The 15,959-nt window shown below is 46.4% G+C and carries 15 protein-coding genes and 1 riboswitch; of the genes, 2 read left to right on the top strand and 13 right to left on the bottom strand.

Going from position 1 to position 15,959, the window contains the following annotated elements; all coding sequences use genetic code 11:
• Positions 1-25 precede the first annotated feature (25 nt).
• From KIK04_RS17860 to KIK04_RS17800, 13 genes are all read right to left on the bottom strand, one after another.
• Positions 26-712 (bottom strand): BMC domain-containing protein, encoded by a 687-nt coding sequence (locus KIK04_RS17860; RefSeq protein ID WP_232274951.1) that lies wholly within the window; start codon positions 710-712, stop codon positions 26-28.
• A gap of 11 nt (positions 713-723) precedes the next feature.
• Positions 724-1,377, bottom strand: a complete 654-nt coding sequence (eutL, locus tag KIK04_RS17855; RefSeq protein ID WP_232274950.1) for an ethanolamine utilization microcompartment protein EutL — start codon at positions 1,375-1,377, stop codon at positions 724-726.
• A gap of 17 nt (positions 1,378-1,394) precedes the next feature.
• Positions 1,395-2,483 (bottom strand): ethanolamine ammonia-lyase subunit EutC, encoded by a 1,089-nt coding sequence (eutC, locus tag KIK04_RS17850; protein ID WP_332329979.1) that lies wholly within the window; start codon positions 2,481-2,483, stop codon positions 1,395-1,397.
• A 17-nt stretch (positions 2,484-2,500) separates the two neighbouring features.
• On the bottom strand, positions 2,501-3,865 hold the full coding sequence (locus KIK04_RS17845; RefSeq protein WP_232274949.1) for an ethanolamine ammonia-lyase subunit EutB: 1,365 nt from the start codon (positions 3,863-3,865) through the stop codon (positions 2,501-2,503).
• Positions 3,866-3,970: 105 nt separating this feature from the next.
• On the bottom strand, positions 3,971-5,401 hold the full coding sequence (eutA, locus tag KIK04_RS17840; protein ID WP_232274948.1) for an ethanolamine ammonia-lyase reactivating factor EutA: 1,431 nt from the start codon (positions 5,399-5,401) through the stop codon (positions 3,971-3,973).
• Positions 5,402-5,535: 134 nt separating this feature from the next.
• Positions 5,536-6,960 carry a sensor histidine kinase gene (locus tag KIK04_RS17835; protein WP_232274947.1) on the bottom strand — a complete coding sequence of 475 codons (1,425 nt, stop codon included), beginning with the start codon at positions 6,958-6,960 and terminating at the stop codon, positions 5,536-5,538.
• The gene (locus tag KIK04_RS17830) at positions 6,953-7,525 is read right to left on the bottom strand and encodes an ANTAR domain-containing response regulator (RefSeq protein ID WP_232274946.1); all 573 of its coding nucleotides are present in this window, start codon (positions 7,523-7,525) and stop codon (positions 6,953-6,955) included. The genes KIK04_RS17835 and KIK04_RS17830 overlap by 8 nt, the downstream gene beginning before the upstream one ends.
• 73 nt (positions 7,526-7,598) lie before the next feature.
• Positions 7,599-8,030 carry a EutP/PduV family microcompartment system protein gene (locus KIK04_RS17825; RefSeq protein ID WP_232274945.1) on the bottom strand — a complete coding sequence of 144 codons (432 nt, stop codon included), beginning with the start codon at positions 8,028-8,030 and terminating at the stop codon, positions 7,599-7,601.
• 14 nt (positions 8,031-8,044) lie between these two features.
• Entirely contained in the window at positions 8,045-8,401 is a 357-nt protein-coding gene (eutS, locus tag KIK04_RS17820) for an ethanolamine utilization microcompartment protein EutS (RefSeq protein ID WP_232274944.1), read from the bottom strand.
• Between the two features lie 204 nt (positions 8,402-8,605).
• Complete coding sequence (locus tag KIK04_RS17815; protein ID WP_232274943.1) at positions 8,606-9,748, bottom strand: 1-propanol dehydrogenase PduQ; 1,143 nt, start codon at positions 9,746-9,748, stop codon at positions 8,606-8,608.
• 427 nt (positions 9,749-10,175) lie between these two features.
• A riboswitch (adenosylcobalamin (AdoCbl) riboswitch) is annotated at positions 10,176-10,327 on the bottom strand.
• A 78-nt stretch (positions 10,328-10,405) separates the two neighbouring features.
• Positions 10,406-11,062, bottom strand: coding sequence for a response regulator transcription factor (locus tag KIK04_RS17810; RefSeq protein WP_232274942.1), 657 nt, complete (start codon positions 11,060-11,062; stop codon positions 10,406-10,408).
• Positions 11,063-11,072: 10 nt separating this feature from the next.
• Complete coding sequence (locus KIK04_RS17805; protein WP_232274941.1) at positions 11,073-12,497, bottom strand: HAMP domain-containing sensor histidine kinase; 1,425 nt, start codon at positions 12,495-12,497, stop codon at positions 11,073-11,075.
• Positions 12,494-13,438 carry a substrate-binding domain-containing protein gene (locus KIK04_RS17800; protein WP_232274940.1) on the bottom strand — a complete coding sequence of 315 codons (945 nt, stop codon included), beginning with the start codon at positions 13,436-13,438 and terminating at the stop codon, positions 12,494-12,496. Before KIK04_RS17800 ends, KIK04_RS17805 begins: the two co-directional genes overlap by 4 nt.
• A gap of 249 nt (positions 13,439-13,687) precedes the next feature.
• Between KIK04_RS17800 and KIK04_RS17795 the strand changes: the two genes are divergently transcribed.
• Positions 13,688-15,049 carry an MFS transporter gene (locus KIK04_RS17795; RefSeq protein ID WP_232274939.1) on the top strand — a complete coding sequence of 454 codons (1,362 nt, stop codon included), beginning with the start codon at positions 13,688-13,690 and terminating at the stop codon, positions 15,047-15,049.
• Positions 15,050-15,249: 200 nt separating this feature from the next.
• Positions 15,250-15,924, top strand: coding sequence for a DUF559 domain-containing protein (locus tag KIK04_RS17790; RefSeq protein WP_232274938.1), 675 nt, complete (start codon positions 15,250-15,252; stop codon positions 15,922-15,924).
• Positions 15,925-15,959: the final 35 nt, after the last annotated feature.

Genomic DNA, 15,959 nt, shown 5'->3' with positions numbered 1-15,959 from the left:
AATACTCCTTCTCTCCATCACATCTTTAAGAGCTGGCTTTATTTTTGTTCTTCGAACGCTTCACTATGGATGAGGCAGTCGGCTTTAGCGAAGCTACATTTGCAATCGCCTCAACCTGCTCTGCCACCTTCATTTGCTCGCTAAACGCAGAAGTCATTGGCTGATTAGCACCAGTTTGTGTGCCTGATTCTTTAAAAGTTGTATCTTGAGTATCTGCATCCTGATTACTTATGCCTTGAATGCTTGTGTCTTGGATGCTTGTACCTGGAACATTTACCTCCGACGCGCTTGCTTCCGTCGCTTCTGTGGAGACAGGCGTATCTGCCCCATCTGCCTTTGCAGTAGTAGCTACATCTACTTCGAGCATCGCATCTGCCTTTGTATGATCACTAACTTCCTTCGCGATCTCCGGCTGCTGTTCACTCGCACTCTCATCCTTCAGACCGAGCATCATAGCAGCAGTCTCCTCATGCAGCCTTGCAATCACATGATGTCTCAGTAGCACCTTCAATTGCGCAGCAGTCTCCGCTCCGGCAGCTACAGCCGCTTGCACGGCCCCAACATCACCGCTTAACTTGACTGTCATAATTCCGGCATTCACTTTTTCCATGCCAATGCAAGTCACATTTGCTGCCTTCAAAGCGGCATCCAGAGCGGCAATAGCTCCTAGATAACCGTCAACTTCCACTAAACCTAACGCAAAATTTCTCATAGGCTAGTTCCTTAATAATTCGTCGGGTTATCTGCGACGAATTGCACAGCTGCTGCAAAGGCATCACATGCCGCTTTGCAAGCTGATTGACTTCCCGTCAGCAGAGCCCCGCCGAAATTCGTCTCGGAAGGTGGGCCGAAGAAGGTGGCAATCGTGACGTCTGCCGCTTTCAACGCCGCATCAAGCGCATACATCGCTTCCAATGGAGGAGCGATCAAGTACGCAAGTGCTTCGCCTTCTTTGATGTTGGCCGTCTGGGACAAATACGTACCTGTGCGGGAGACACAATGCGCGAAATACGTAATGCTGTTATCCTCATTAGCACTTATAAAATGTGCGCCGCCCTCGATGAAATCAACGATAGCGTTCATCCCGCTGCGCACTTCATCCGGACTAGGTCCAGCTATCATGCCGATGACCTCACCAGCGAGCTTCGTTGAAGCATTCGCAGATCCGGCATACATGCTCTTGGCATAGACCACGTCAACCATAGCTGCTTTCGTTGCTTCATCAAGCGCCGCATATGTGACATCGTCGATGTCAGCTGTAATAATGCCCAAGCTTTTATGGTGTGGCTTCAGCTCTAACTTGCTCGCCATATCATGGCTTACGTTGGAAATGAGCTTCATGCCCAACACCTTTGCATGAATCGGTTCGTTTCTCATACGAGCCACCTGCCATCCTATAGTTTCAATTCAATACCAGATGCTTTACGGTCAATCATCGTCTTAATCAATTCTGCAATGTGCGCCCCTGCTTCCACCGCAGGCGTTCCGCCCGAGTGAATGTTCGAGATAACCGTACGTCTCGCTTCAGGCATTCCGACAGTCGGCTTGTAAGCAATGTAGGCACTCATCGATTCTGCTGTAACGAGTCCTGGACGCTCACCAACCAACAAGCAGACTACATCGGCCTCAGTCACGTCACCGATCACATCCATGGAAGGAACACGACAATGCTTCACGAACAAGATATTGCCGATCTCAAAGCCATACATCTTAAGACCTTGTATAATAGCTGGCACAATGTCGCGCAAATTCGCTTCGATCGCTGCCGAACTTAAGCCGTCACCGACCATCAACTGCACCTTAGCCTGTTTCGTCGTGTTCTGCTTGATATCTTCAATCGTTGCTGCCGAGAACTGACGGCCCAAGTCTGGACGTGTAATATATTCATCCTTATCGCGGCACATCGTTGCTACTGGGACAAGGTTCATTTCTTTTACAAACTCTTCGGACACGTAAGAGAATACAGCATCCTGTGCAGCAGCATGGTCAGCGCGGAATCGCAGTGACGTAATCGTCTTATAGCGCGGACCTGCACGCCATACGCCAAGACGTGCTGGTGTTTTTGCCTTCATTTTCATATAACCTTCACGATCTTCTGGATCAGGAACGAGCAATAGCTTGCGCAAATCGATCTCCGTAATATCATCCAGACATTCACCACTGTCCAGATGAGCCTGGGCGTGATCCTGCATATTCGTTGACCCATTCGCTTGTACATGGCCTTGTACATCGCCCTGCATTGGCACTTGCGACGGAACGCTCACCTGCACCTGCTCCTGTCCATGCACTTGTTCGCCAAGTGTCGGCTGCGCCAACTGCTCAGCAGACATTGCAACTGCACTCGCAACCGCATCTACAACTACATCTGCCGCTACATCCGTCGCAGGTTTCGCGTCAGATTTCGTGTCAGCCTTTGCCGGCACCGCGCCCACCATCTCGTTCAAAATCGATTCAATCATCGTCTTCAAATCTTTTTCGTTCATTTGCCCTTCCTCCTTTCCTATTTCAGAAACACAGATGCGTCCCCAGCTCTTTTAGTCAGCTTGCCATTTTCAATAAAGCCCATCTTCTCCATCCACTGTTCGAACTCGCGAATCGGACGCAGACCGAGCAATTCACGCAACGTCGCCGTCTCGTGATAACCTGTCGTCTGGTAATTCAACATGACATCGTCACCATGCGGGATACCCATGAAGAAGTTACAACCTGCCGCAGACAATAGCACCGCTAAGTTTTCCAAGTCGTTCTGATCCGCCTTCATATGGTTCGTATAACAAGCATCACAGCCCATCGAAATGCCTGTCAGCTTGCCCATAAAGTGATCCTCAAGCCCAGCGCGGATAACTTGCTTTGCATCGTACAAATACTCAGGCCCGATAAAGCCAACAACCGTATTAACGAGGAACGGATTGTATTTTTTCGCAAAACCGTAACAGCGTGCTTCCATTGTCACTTGGTCGATACCGTGATGCGCTTCCGAAGACAGCTCAGATCCTTGACCCGTTTCAAAATACATCACATTCGGACCTGCCACCTGTCCATGCTTCAGTACAAGATCCTGTGCTTCAGCGATTGTAGCGGAATTAAAACCGAATGCTTCATTCCCTTTTTGCGACCCTGCAATAGATTGGAAAATCAGTCCTGTCGGCGCTCCACGCTTAACAGCTTCCATCTGTGTCGTGACGTGTGCAAGTACACACGTTTGCGTTGGAATGTCCCACTTCACACGGAATTCCTCAAAACGATTAAGAACGCGCGTTACGCTTTCTACAGAATCGTCTACCGGATTGAGGCCGAGCACGGCGTCACCGATACCGAAAGTCAAACCTTCCATTAAGGAAGCCATAATGCCATCTGGATCATCTGTCGGGTGATTCGGCTGCAAGCGTGCCGACAAAGTACCCAAGCGACCGATCGTCGTGTTCGCTGTCGCCGTAATGCGAATCTTTTTCGCCCCGTACATCAGGTCGAGATTGGACATAATTTTAGCGACCGCTGCGACCATTTCAGCCGTAAGACCACGAGAGACACGCTTAATATCCGATTCCGTTGTGTTCTCATTTAAAATCCACTCGCGAAGCTCTTCCACGGTCCAGTTTTGAATTTCGCTATAGATGCGTTCGTTAACTTGATCCTGAATAATACGTGTTACCTCATCTAACTCATAAGGAACCGCTGGATTGTTGCGCAAGTCTGACAATTTAATTTGGGACAGCACCACTTTTGCTGCCACACGTTCTTCTGACGAAGAAGCCCCCAGACCGGCCAGCATATCCCCCGACTTTTCCTCATTGGCTTTTGCCATCACTTCCATTAGGGAATTGAACTGATAAACGCGACCAAACAATTTCGTTTTTAAAATCACAAAAGCTCCTCCTTCCGCATACAACGCTCTTATTTCAACTCCATGGAGTCGTGCCATTCATTCCGTAAAAAATCCATTCATTTCGTAAACTTGCCATTCGTTCGATCAATGGAATACAATCGTTTTCACCACGACAGGCAATACTTTTCCATCGGCAATCGGCTTGCCGATATCGATATAGTCGCCATTGTCAACGTGCACACTGTCTAGGCAAATAACGTCCTTCTTATAATCAAGCAGCGCATATAACGTTTGTCCCAACACTTTTGCCATATCATGACGGACAATGACAATGAGCGGATACTTATGCTCTAGCAGCTCGGACATCCCTGTGTACAGCCCACGAGCATACTTCTGTACCTCTTGGAAGCTCGGGCTGTTCTTCCCTTCGATCGCAATCGCGACCTGCTGCACATCATTGTTCAACTTAAACCAGTTCAGCTTATCGGCAATCGCGCGCGCCAGTACGTCATCACTTCCAGATTCATCGGCTAAGGATAGCTTCAAAATAGGAATGTTCTTAATCGGGAAGCTCTCTTCCGTGTACGTTATCGTGCTGCCGCTGATCTCGGTCGTATGGGAACCCGCTCCAACGACAGTAGCCCTGATCGTTTCGACTGCACGCGCCATCGTCATCCGCTGCGTCAGTGGCGAAGCAGCAATCGCCCTCCCGAGCAAGATCCCGATATCTCCGTATTGGAACACATCGTCAGCTGCTTCTTCATAAATGTAATCAGCCACCCCACCGGAGAACGAGATACACGCAATGGCCTGATCGAGCCGCAGCCCTTTGTTCGTGACAATCGTGTCATAGTAGTCACTTAGCGGACGTAGCCCGACGCTTTCCTCAAGCAGCTTGACCATTTCCCCGATAATCGGCTCGAGATCGGCAGGCGTTACATGCTGCCCTACAGTCAGCGCTAATCCTCGCCGCGCTGCGAGCTGCTTAATCTTAGGTGCAATATACGTAATCTGATGTGACCCTTGGTCAACTCTGATGAGTCGACCACCGATGTCTAGACATCCCGTATCCAATAGCTCACCATTTGCAAACAAGGCTAGATTGCTCGTACCGCCACCAATGTCAATGTTCACAATGGAGGTCGAATGCTCTTTGGAATACGTGTGAGCACCAGCCCCTTTAGCGGAAATAATGCTTTCCAGATCTGGGCCTGCTGTCGCAACTACGAAGTCCCCGGCGAAGCCGCTTAACGATAGCAGCACCTCATTGGCATTTTCTTTACGTGCAGTCTCACCTGTAATAATGACTGCCCCCGTTTGAATGTCGTCCTTCGAGATGCCCGCTTTCTCGTATTGCTCTTGTACAAATAACTGAATCTGATGCATATCAATCCGATTGTCAGCAAGTACAGGCGTGAAGCAAATATCGCTGCGATAGACGACCTCTTTATCCGTAATGACTAAGCGCGGCACCGAAAAAGAGGATGATAAGTTCTCAATATGCAATTTCGACAAGACCAATTGCGTCGTCGAAGTTCCCATATCAATGCCTACACTTAGCAAATGTTCATTCACTACTCTCACCCCCTGTCGCTTCATATCGCCGATAAGTACGCAAAAAGGCTTAAAGTTATAACCCTCCCGAATATCGGAAATGGTTCACTCTAAGCCTCTTTGCTTATTGGACTACATCTTTGTAGCCTGAATATTTATTTTTTAAATGTAAAGCTTACCGCCGTACCGCGACCATTAGATCCAATGGTGAGCTTACCTTTGAGCTTATCTTTCACATAGCTGCGGACAATTGATAGCCCCAAGCTTTTGCGCGAGCTTTCAACCGTAGGGAATCCGACACCATCATCCGTTACGATTACAGTAACTAACCCGCCTTCCAGCTGGGCATTTACCGTAATCGTGCCCTGCGTGCAATCCCCAAACGCGTGTTCATAGCTGTTGTGAATCAGCTCATTCACAATGAGCGCAATGGCAACCGTACGGTCACTATCCAGACAAATGCTCTCTGTAGCCGTAATGTGAATATCGATCAGGCTGCAATTAACGAAGCACCGCTGAATATTCGACGCGATGAGCCGAATGACATCAAGCAAATCCACTTGCGCTTCGATTTCCGTCGATAATAGTTCATGAGTCGCCGCAATCGCAAGCACCCTGCTCACACTATCGTTCAAGCTTTTTTTAGCTTCCGGACTCTCACATTGCCGCCCCTGAATACGGAGCAGTGAAGCGACCGTCTGCAAATTATTTTTGACCCGATGGTGAATCTCACGTATCGCAACCGACTTGGAAACAATCTCTGCTTCCTTATGTTTAATCTCGGTCACATCGTGTAAAATGACGCCCACGCACAAGTCTTGCTCTTCGATAAACAACCGCTTCACCTGATAATAACGGTCAGCCACCTTCACATCCGTTGTCAATGGACAACAAGGTAACGTCGTATGCTGCCTCATCAACTCGGAGAACATCGTCTGATCCAAGGACAAATTATCATAATGCAGCCCTTGAATGTCCTCCAAGTAACCAAGCTGCTTATAATACTCCGATGCCTTCTCATTTTTCAGCTTCAAAAATCCCCGCTTGTCGAACACCAGAACGGCATCCTCCAACTGATTAATGATCGAACCCTTGAAACGCAGTATCGCAGTCAGCATCGAAGACATCTCACTGTCCTCGTATTGCGTTCCCGTTACATTAAAATGAGCTTGAATGTTATCGATCACATCTTTTTCATAAATGACGACCGCAATCACTTTATCTTGGCTCTTAATCGGATATACCGTCTGCCGGACAAGTTGCTCTTCCTGCGTATTCGCGATAAGTCCCTGTGACATCATACCCGTCTCCAACGTACGCAGGGCACCTGGCTCGTTTGCGCGTAGCGCCCTCTCGCCCGTGACCGAGCGCTTATACAGCGACTGCCCTTCTCCCGGTCGACGATGGTAGACTACAATCGCCTCATTGGAAATACTGGACAGCACGTCGATAAACACATCATCTTGCGCGTCCGACATTTCGAAGGATTCGGCGATTCCGATAATCCGTCTAATATCCGCATCTGACAATCCCGTATGTCGCTGACATAGCTGCTCGATCCGAATTCTGTAATCAATCATACGAAATGACGATGGTCGTTGCGATTTCGATCATTGGACACCGTCGATCCATACTTAGTTTACGCAAAGTTTGATAGGCTTCTTCTTCCGTGCAGCCATTTTCTTTCATCAAAATTCCTTTGGCCTTCTCGACGGCTTTGCGCTCTTCCATCTTCTGCGTTAGCTTCGATAGATTTTGCTCAAGCTTACGAATTTCTTTGCCTTTGGCCATCGTCACTTCTACCATTGGAATAAACGACTTTTCATCAAGCGGCTTCACTAGATAAGCAAGTGCTCCGACAGAGGATGCTTTCTCAATCGTTTGTTTGTCGCTGAATGCGGTCAACAAAATGATCCCGCCTGCCAGCTGCTCTGAAATGATTCGTTTGCCCGCCTTTAACCCATCCAAGATGGGCATTTGAACATCCATGATTACTAGATCGGGCAGATGCTTTTTGCATAGTTCGATGGCTTCAAAACCATCTGAAGCTTCGCCTACTACATTGTAGCCCGCCTCTTCAAGCATCTCACGAATATCCATCCTTGTAATAGGTTCATCGTCGACTATTACAATTTTTCCATTCATGTGTCATGCACCTCATTGTCTGCCGTTATTTGCTCTTCTAAATGAACGCTTCTTTCTGAAACATATACGTCGTCTACGCCTCCAAATAGTTGCGAAGCGCCTCTACTCCAACGTTCTCTATCGTCGAGACTTCAAAAATATATTCCGCACCCGCTGCTTGCAAATGTGCTCGCGCTTCGGCGATCTGTGCTAGCGTCTGTGCCAGCTCTACTTTCGTCACGATGCCGATCACCGGCTTGGCGAATACGGTCGCAAAGGCTGGCGGAAAATAGCTGTCTTCCTTCGTACAATCTTGCACAAGTCCGATTACGTCTGCATCAACGCTGGAGACGAGCAGCATCTTGTACAAGTATCGATTCTCGATGCACTCCCCAGGCGTATCGATCGCCTGATCGAGTGTTTCAATCGCTTGCGTCTTCTTATACGCAATTTCTTGGCCGTGCAGCCATTGGCACAGCGTCGTCTTGCCTGAGCCCGTACTTCCGGCCACGATCAATTTCTTCATTGCGGCTTCTCTCCTTACGTTCTCGTAATCTTCGCAGCTGAGAAGCCTAAAATATGTTGCAACCCAATCAGCACTTCACTTACCGCAGATTCCACGGATGATACATCTCCCGTAATGACGAGCGAGCCGCTGAACCGATCGACAAAGCCGATCTGCACCCCTGCCGCCTTCGTCGCGATATCTGCTGCAATAATGGAGGCCTCACTTGGTGTAATAGTCATAATTCCGATGGCATCACGCGTTTCGCTTACTAGCCCCAGCTTCTTATAAATATCCGCATTGGGGTTCGCAATAATGTGAGCCAGCGTAACCTGTTTACCAGGTACATATTCTTGAATAACACGTTGTTTTTCGTTGTGTTGGTTGTCCATACTCTCATCCCATTTCTTGTAAGAAACACGATTTTGCTGTAAAAAAACATAAAGACCCCTTAAAAGTTCGCCACGGAATTTTTAAGAAGCCTCATCGCTTGTATTTGTATGCAACACGCCGTTGTGTTACTTTCACTATATTTGAAAACTGTAAACGTTGTCAACCGCATTGCGCACGAACTTCACGCATAATTAAACTTTAATTTAAGATTGAAACATTTTGTTCAAAATTTGTACGACATCAGCTGTGGTAGGCACACGCGGATTCGTAGCCGTGCAGCCATCTTGTAGCGCTCCCTCGGCAATCAGCTGACGATTTTCTTGAAATGCAGCTTTCTCCACACCTTGCTCACGCAGCGTCTGCGGCATATTGAGCTGTTTTTGAAGTTGTTTAATCGCCTGTACCAGACTGCGAACGCCGCTCTTCGCATTCGGAGCCGACAGCCCGAGCAATTTGGATATTTCGGCATATTTTGCTGCCGTCGCGTTGCTCTCCTCTTTGCTGTAGCCTGGCTTGTAGTCCGCATTAAATTCAATGACGTACGGCAACAGCATCGCGTTCATGCGTCCATGCGCAATGTGGAATTTAGCTCCAGCGACATGAGCAATACCATGATTAAGGCCGAGCGATGTCATATTGAACGCTATACCGGCGAGACAGGAGGCATTGTGAATTTTCTCCCGTGCCTCCATATCATTACCATCCTTATAAGCACGTGGCAAATACGAAAATACGAGCTTGATCGCCTTCTCTGCCATCGCATCGGTAATATCGTTCGCCTTAGTAGAGACGTACGCTTCAATGGCATGGGTTAATACGTCCATCCCTGTATCCGCGGTTATAAAGTCAGGCACGCTTCTGACTAATTCCGGGTCCAAGATCGCTTCTTGCGGCAACATATCCTCAGACACGAGCGGATATTTAATATTTTTTTGCTTATCGCTAATGACAGAGAATGAAGTCACTTCAGAACCTGTTCCGCTCGTTGTCGGGATTGCGATGAACGGAATGTCTCGTTGATTGAGTATTTTTTGCGCAAACAGCTTCATCGCTTTAGCCGCATCTATCGCAGAGCCTCCGCCAATGGCGATAATCAGATCCGCCTGAAACGCACCGAGCGCTTCCACACCCTCTGTGACGATTTCTACAGGAGGATCAGGGATGATATTGCTGAAAATGTACTGCTCGTTGCTCTCATCCAACCGTTCAAACAACATATTAATAAGCCCCGATTTAAGCATAAAAGGATCCGTAACGACAAAAATTCGTTTCTTTTTCCACTCCGACAGGCGATTCAACGCACCTTGTCCTAAATAAATATTCGTCTTGATTGAAATGTTGTTCAAGTAAGGCACCTCCAAAATGTTACGAAATACGAATGGCTCGCTAAATAGTTAGATAACAAAGCAGTTAGGTAACAAAAAAGAGGCTTTTAAAGGAACTCAATCCCTTAAAAGCCTCTTTGCTTGTTATATAATGTGTACGCCATTGTACACAATGATTGCATTTGTAATTGTCTTTCTCCACTGTACACCGCAATCGAGACACTCGTCAACCTTATATGTCACTGCATCGTACATGAAGAAGAGTTATATAAAAAAGGGATGCACCTCGTTGTGCACATCGTTCCTCGACATTGAAGAACTCCCCACTTGCTAGCTATACGTCGTTGTATGTGTTCGGCGGCGAGCACCTGGCATCGCCAACAGCAGCGTTGGCAGCCTTCTAGCCACATAAAAAAAGCCTAGCGAGGCAGAATACGTCACTAGACTTGTAAACCAGTCACTTTCGCCTCGAAATGACGGGTCAGGCAAAGTTACTAGACAATCGACCTGACTTAAGACTGAATACTCAGCCTATTACAGTGGCGGGACCGCGTTGGATTTGCACCAAACTTCCATTGTCTATCACTTTTTCTATTGTGTATGACGTGAATGGGCATCCATTCGACATTATTATAGCACAATCGATCGAGTTGGCAATATAAAGTATTACAAAGGTAGTTACTTATTTTGTAGATTATGCTTGATAACATATTCGACGAGCTCACTCTTCTTCGTTACGTTTAGCTTGGCCATTAGTCTACTCTTATGCGTATCTATCGTTTTCACGCTTAGTACTAGCTTCTGACCGATTTCGACGAGCGAATAACCTCGGGACAAATAATCCAACACTTCTTTTTCACGTGAGCTAAGTAGATGGTAGAGCCTATGATGCTCTTCTTGAATTGACTTTTTTTTGATAGAGGACAGTAGTACGTGTGTCTCCTGAGGACGCAAAAATACGTATCCTTTGATCACGGAATCGATGGCCGCGTACAAGTCCTCATCGACGGCAGCCTTTGGAACGTAACCAGACGCCCCTGCATGAATGACGGCGTTAATGTAGTCCTCATCTTCATGCATTGTTAATACGATTATTTTGGCATCAGCATGTCGCGCTTTAATCTCTTTAAGCACTTGAATACCGTCCATTCGAGGCAAGCTGATGTCGAGAATTAAAATATCCGGCAGCAGCTCCTCGTACAGTCGCAGCGCTTCAATTCCGTCGGCCGCCTCGCCCACAACTTCGTATGAAGGGCGCTTGCCCAACAACAACTTAAGACCTGAACGAATCAAAGCATGATCGTCAGCCAACATGACTCTTGTTACCTGCTCCATCTCGTATCCCTCATTCTGTCTCACATTTTAGTGGAATGGACACCTTCAGTTCAGTCCCGCCCCAATCCGATTTTTCTAGCAGGAACGTTCCGCCGAGCAGCAACGATCGCTCCCTCATGCCATGAATGCCAATCCTATTTTGCCGGCGCGCCTGCTCGAAGTCCTCCTGCTCGATTCCATGTCCGTTATCACGAATCGTGACGTTAATCGCCTGTTGTAACGCTTCCATGCGGACATCGATTCGAGTTGCAGCCGTATGTTTCACCACATTCGTCAAACTCTCCTGCAGGATTCGATATAAGGCAACAGCGGTGTGGCTTTCAATAACTATATCGTCATTGGGCACCGTAAGATGAACTTCAATCGCATACTTTTCTTCAAATTTATTGGCATACTTTCGCATAGCCGCAATTAAGCCCATATCGTCCAAAATGGGCGGCCGTAATTCTACCGCAAGGTCTCTAATTTCCCGCAGGATGCCAGCAGCGATATCTCTGCTTGTCGTCAGCAGCTCTTGCTGCTCGGCATCTTTTGCTTCATTAGCCATGACCCTCATCGTCACGATTAACGAAGTGAGTGCTTGGCTTGTCTCATCATGAAGCTCGCGCGATATTCGTTTGCGCTCATCCTCTTGTGCGGAAATGAGCTTTAAGATGAGAGTGTCTCGTACGCGATCTTTGTCCTGCAATTCATTCAGCAATGCCTCGACTTCTTTATTGGAGCTAATCAAGTTATCAGCCATCTCGTTAAACGCCTGAGCCAGCCTACCAATTTCATCATTGCTCGATACATGAGCTCGCAAAGATAGTTTCCCTGCCGATATCCCCGACGCAACTCGCACAAGATTGTTAATCGGCCTCGTAATAATGCGAGTTACACAGTAGGCAATCCCTGCGGCCCCAACACAAACGAGTATGGTAGCGATAATTAGCTTCCCAATTTTGTTCTTGATGTCGGCCTTCGCTTGCTTCTCCGTCATCCCCACACGGACAAATCCGATGTCACCATCTTCAATGGGAAAGAGCACATCATGAATGAGTCCTTCGTTAGAGACAAGCGTTTCCACATGGGGCTGACCATGTTTATAAAGCATATGGGTATCCATAATCCCTTTAGGAAGATCACCTGAAAACGTATGAGAAACGAGACCATGATTATTATTAATGACCAAAATATAACGGACATCTTCATTTGCTTGCTGCGCCTGTGAAATTAAAAAATATGTCGCATAGTAATCGTCCGTCAATATGTAATCAGAAGATGATGCCGCAATCGTATTCGCAATATTTAATCCTCGTTTTTTAAGTTCATCCGCCATCATATTCGTTAGCGACTCCCAAATAATGTAGCCCAAAATAGAGGCGAGAAATAGCAGCGAGACCATAATAGCCCCAAATATTTTTTGATTGATTTGAAACTTATTCATCCACCTCATGATCGGCCTCTTCCGGTAACCGTGTGAGCGCTGTCAAATAATAAAGGATCTACAGGTACAAATCGATCAATGGATATGCCTTTGAGCGCCGCTTGGATGGCCTCATGCTCATGCATCGTTAAAAAAATATGTTTTATTTTTTTCTTTTCTTCTTCCGACAGATTGCGGTTGACGACCACAGGACCTGTACTGAGCTGCTTGGATTTCGCGATTACTTTTAAATTTTTGGCTAATTCCGGATCTTTCTGTAACGCTTGCTCGAATACTGAATTGTTCACCGCGGCAGCAACGACGACGTTATCCATGATCGCTCTAAGCGAATGCTCATGATTGTGCGTATACATGGACCGACCAAAAAATTGTTCCGGCGTCTCATTCAACTCTGCCAGCTTCTGATTCACAAATAAGTAACCTGAATAGCTGATCGGGTCTGTAAAAGCAATGCTCTTTCCTCTTAGATCAAGGATATGATCAATATCCTCTTGCGAGTTATTGACGACCAAATACCCCTGATAATAGGGAACCCCCATCCGTTCTTGAACCGCGATAGGTTCCAATTCTTCCACATTTCGATAAGTGAGATAGGCCCCTGCTGAGAGAAGAGCGATATCTGCACCACCATTAATGATGAGCATGCTCATTTCTCGATAACTTTTCCGTTGGATCAAAATGACTGGTCTTTGCAATTGCTCCCCAATATGATTGGCAATCTTCCTATAGTGCTTAATCGTATCGGCTGGTGCTAGCAAACTTGAAAAAGTCACACGAATAGGATCATTCCTGCTCTCCTGAAAGGGCTCAGGAGCCGGCTCGGATTTGGTAAAGTCAATCTGGTATTCCGAGCGAGCGTTCTGACAGCCTGACAATAACATAGCTACTACACACACAAGTATAATCACGACATGCCTATTCAAAATCCCACCCCAGTTATTCGAAATCATAATTCGATCACCTAGTATAGCATGATATGTCCTGTCTGTAATGGATATCAATCTAGGAAGCCCGCATCGCATGTTCCATGCGGGTTTTTGTAGGAATTATTCCTACATATTAAGCGATAATTCCTACAAAAAAATCAGAGTTCCACTGATAGTTAGCAGGTCTAATGAACTTGATAATAAAGGGGGGCAATCAACACGTGCACAGAAAACGAAATGAAAGCGCTACATAATTAAAAGGGGTTGAAAACTGTGATTTCATTTTTGAGACCAAAGATGGCTTCTGCCAAGGTCCCAGCGGATCAGATCGAGAAAAAGTATAGACAGTTCCGCTTACAAGCTTTGCTAGGTGTATTCTTCGGATACATGGCATACTACATTGTTCGGAATAACTTTAAATTGTCTACACCTCAATTACAGCAAGAGTTAGGGCTTAGCAATACCGAGATCGGTTTGCTCATCAGCTGCTTGCTTATCACGTACGGTATTAGTAAAGGTGTTATGAGTAGCCTCGCGGACAAAGCAAGTCCAAAGCGTTATATGGCTTTAGGTCTAGCACTTTGTGCGATGGTTAATATTATGTTAGGCTTCAGTACAGCCTTTTGGGTGTTTGCAGCACTCGTCGTGTTACTCGGTTTGTTCCAAGGTATGGGTGTCGGTCCTTCGTTTATTACGCTCGCGAACTGGTACCCGCGTAAAGAACGTGGCTTCATTACAGCCGTATGGAACATTTCTCACAACATCGGCGGCGGTATCGTAGGTCCGATCGTAAGTTTCAGCTTGCTCATGCTAGGTGGAGATGAGCATTGGAAAGTGGCAAGCTATCAAATTCCTGCAGCTATCGCCGTTGTGTTCGTGCTTGTCATCTTGTTCTTGACAAGAGAAAAGCCTGAGCACGAAGGTTTGCCACCTATTAGTGAAATGTACAAAGATAATCTTGATTCAGCACTTGGGAAAAAAGATGAAAAAGCACCATCTGACATGACGGCTTGGCACATTCTCTACAACTATGTACTTAAAAATAAAAATGCATGGTTAGTATCCATTGCAGACGTATTCGTGTACATGATCCGCTTTGGTGTTATCAGTTGGTTGCCGATTTACTTGTCAACTGTAAAAGGATTCTCTAAAGGTGAAATGGGTTTCGCGTTCCTTATTTTCGAATGGGCGGCTATTCCTTCCACACTATTGGTTGGCTACATGACGGACAGATTCTTTAGAGGCTATCGTATGCCACCAGCAATTATATGTATGTTCATTATTTTCTTCGGTATCATCGGTTACTGGCTAAGTGACTCCTTGATTATGGTAACGATATTTGCAGGTCTTATCGGTGCTTTGGTTTATGTACCGCAATTCTTGTGCTCGTTGCAAACGCTCGAAGTTGTACCTCCATTTGCAGTTGGTTCCGCAGTTGGTTTGCGCGGAATCATGAGCTACCTTTTAGGTGCATCGCTCGGTACGACGCTATTCGGACTCTTTGTTGACCTTTGGGGTTGGAACAGCGGATTCTACTTGCTCCTAGCAGCAGCAGTTCTCTGTATCATTTTCTGTTACTGGTTGCATGTAAGTGTTAAAGCAGTTCAGAAGAAAGCTGAAGAAGCTACCGTCTAATGTGTGCTGAGTTGTAACTACTGCGTATCTGGGGCTAAGTAGCAACTACTACGTACCTAGCGGTATAGCATGTAAAACGACTTAGTATGGCATCAGTCTTAATCTCCGAGTATACTAAGGAAAGACGAAGAACGTCCCGAACTATTCCTGTGCGAATAGAAACGGGACGTTTTTTTTATTTTTCTGGAGGGATATAGAGGATGAATTTCGAAGAAACACACGCTGCATTTATCCAAACTCATATTCAGAGCAGGTCAGGAGAACGTAGAGGTCGATTGGAGCGAGGACATCGAGAGGCCGAGCAATTATTTTGTCGCAACATATGGTGGCCGCTACGAGGACATTTCGAACAATTGCATCCAGAATTTGAAGTAATGGACTGGAGAGGTCGCTCCTATTTTTGCGATTTCGTCTTCCTTACACCGCATGAAAAGCTCATTATTGAAGTCAAGGGCTATGGTACACACGTACGTGATATGGATAGACTAAAATATTGCAATGAACTGAACCGAGAAACATTTTTAACAGCAATAGGGTATCAAATGATTTCATTTGCCTACGATGATGTTGCACAGCGTCCTGAACTATGCATAATGTTGCTGCGTATGGTACTTAGCCGATATCAGCCAATTGGGACACCCACTCATTTGACTAGTGTAATGGAACGGGAAGTCATTCGTCTTGCTTATTTACTCGCACGTCCCCTGCGCCCCATTGATGTTGAGAATCACCTAAGCATCAACCATCGGACTGTTGTTCGTACGCTTCACACTCTCTGTAAGAAAGAACTTTTATGCTCCATAACTGGAGCGCAAAATAAACATGTCGTTCGATACGAACTTCAAACGAAGGCACTGGGTTTATGTCAATTGTAGAGGTTGTATTTTAAGGCTGTTAGTAAGATCATGTG

The sequence above is a fragment of the Paenibacillus sp. 481 genome (assembly GCF_021223605.1).
GTDB lineage: Bacteria > Bacillota > Bacilli > Paenibacillales > Paenibacillaceae > Paenibacillus_B.
The sequence above is the reverse complement of the archived record's forward strand: the minus strand, read 5'-3'. Positions and strand labels throughout refer to the sequence as shown.

What these genes read in the sequence shown, in the direction of transcription:
- KIK04_RS17805 (WP_232274941.1), bottom strand. Translation starts at nt 12,497, where the DNA reads ATGAGGTGGATGAATAAGTTTCAAATCAATCAAAAAATATTTGGGGCT.
- eutC (WP_332329979.1), bottom strand. Translation starts at nt 2,483, where the DNA reads ATGAACGAAAAAGATTTGAAGACGATGATTGAATCGATTTTGAACGAG.
- eutL (WP_232274950.1), bottom strand. Translation starts at nt 1,377, where the DNA reads ATGAGAAACGAACCGATTCATGCAAAGGTGTTGGGCATGAAGCTCATT.
- KIK04_RS17835 (WP_232274947.1), bottom strand. Translation starts at nt 6,960, where the DNA reads ATGATTGATTACAGAATTCGGATCGAGCAGCTATGTCAGCGACATACG.
- KIK04_RS17800 (WP_232274940.1), bottom strand. Translation starts at nt 13,438, where the DNA reads ATGATTTCGAATAACTGGGGTGGGATTTTGAATAGGCATGTCGTGATT.
- KIK04_RS17860 (WP_232274951.1), bottom strand. Translation starts at nt 712, where the DNA reads ATGAGAAATTTTGCGTTAGGTTTAGTGGAAGTTGACGGTTATCTAGGA.
- KIK04_RS17830 (WP_232274946.1), bottom strand. Translation starts at nt 7,525, where the DNA reads ATGAATGGAAAAATTGTAATAGTCGACGATGAACCTATTACAAGGATG.
- eutS (WP_232274944.1), bottom strand. Translation starts at nt 8,401, where the DNA reads ATGGACAACCAACACAACGAAAAACAACGTGTTATTCAAGAATATGTA.
- KIK04_RS17825 (WP_232274945.1), bottom strand. Translation starts at nt 8,030, where the DNA reads ATGAAGAAATTGATCGTGGCCGGAAGTACGGGCTCAGGCAAGACGACG.
- KIK04_RS17810 (WP_232274942.1), bottom strand. Translation starts at nt 11,062, where the DNA reads ATGGAGCAGGTAACAAGAGTCATGTTGGCTGACGATCATGCTTTGATT.
- KIK04_RS17790 (WP_232274938.1), top strand. Translation starts at nt 15,250, where the DNA reads ATGAATTTCGAAGAAACACACGCTGCATTTATCCAAACTCATATTCAG.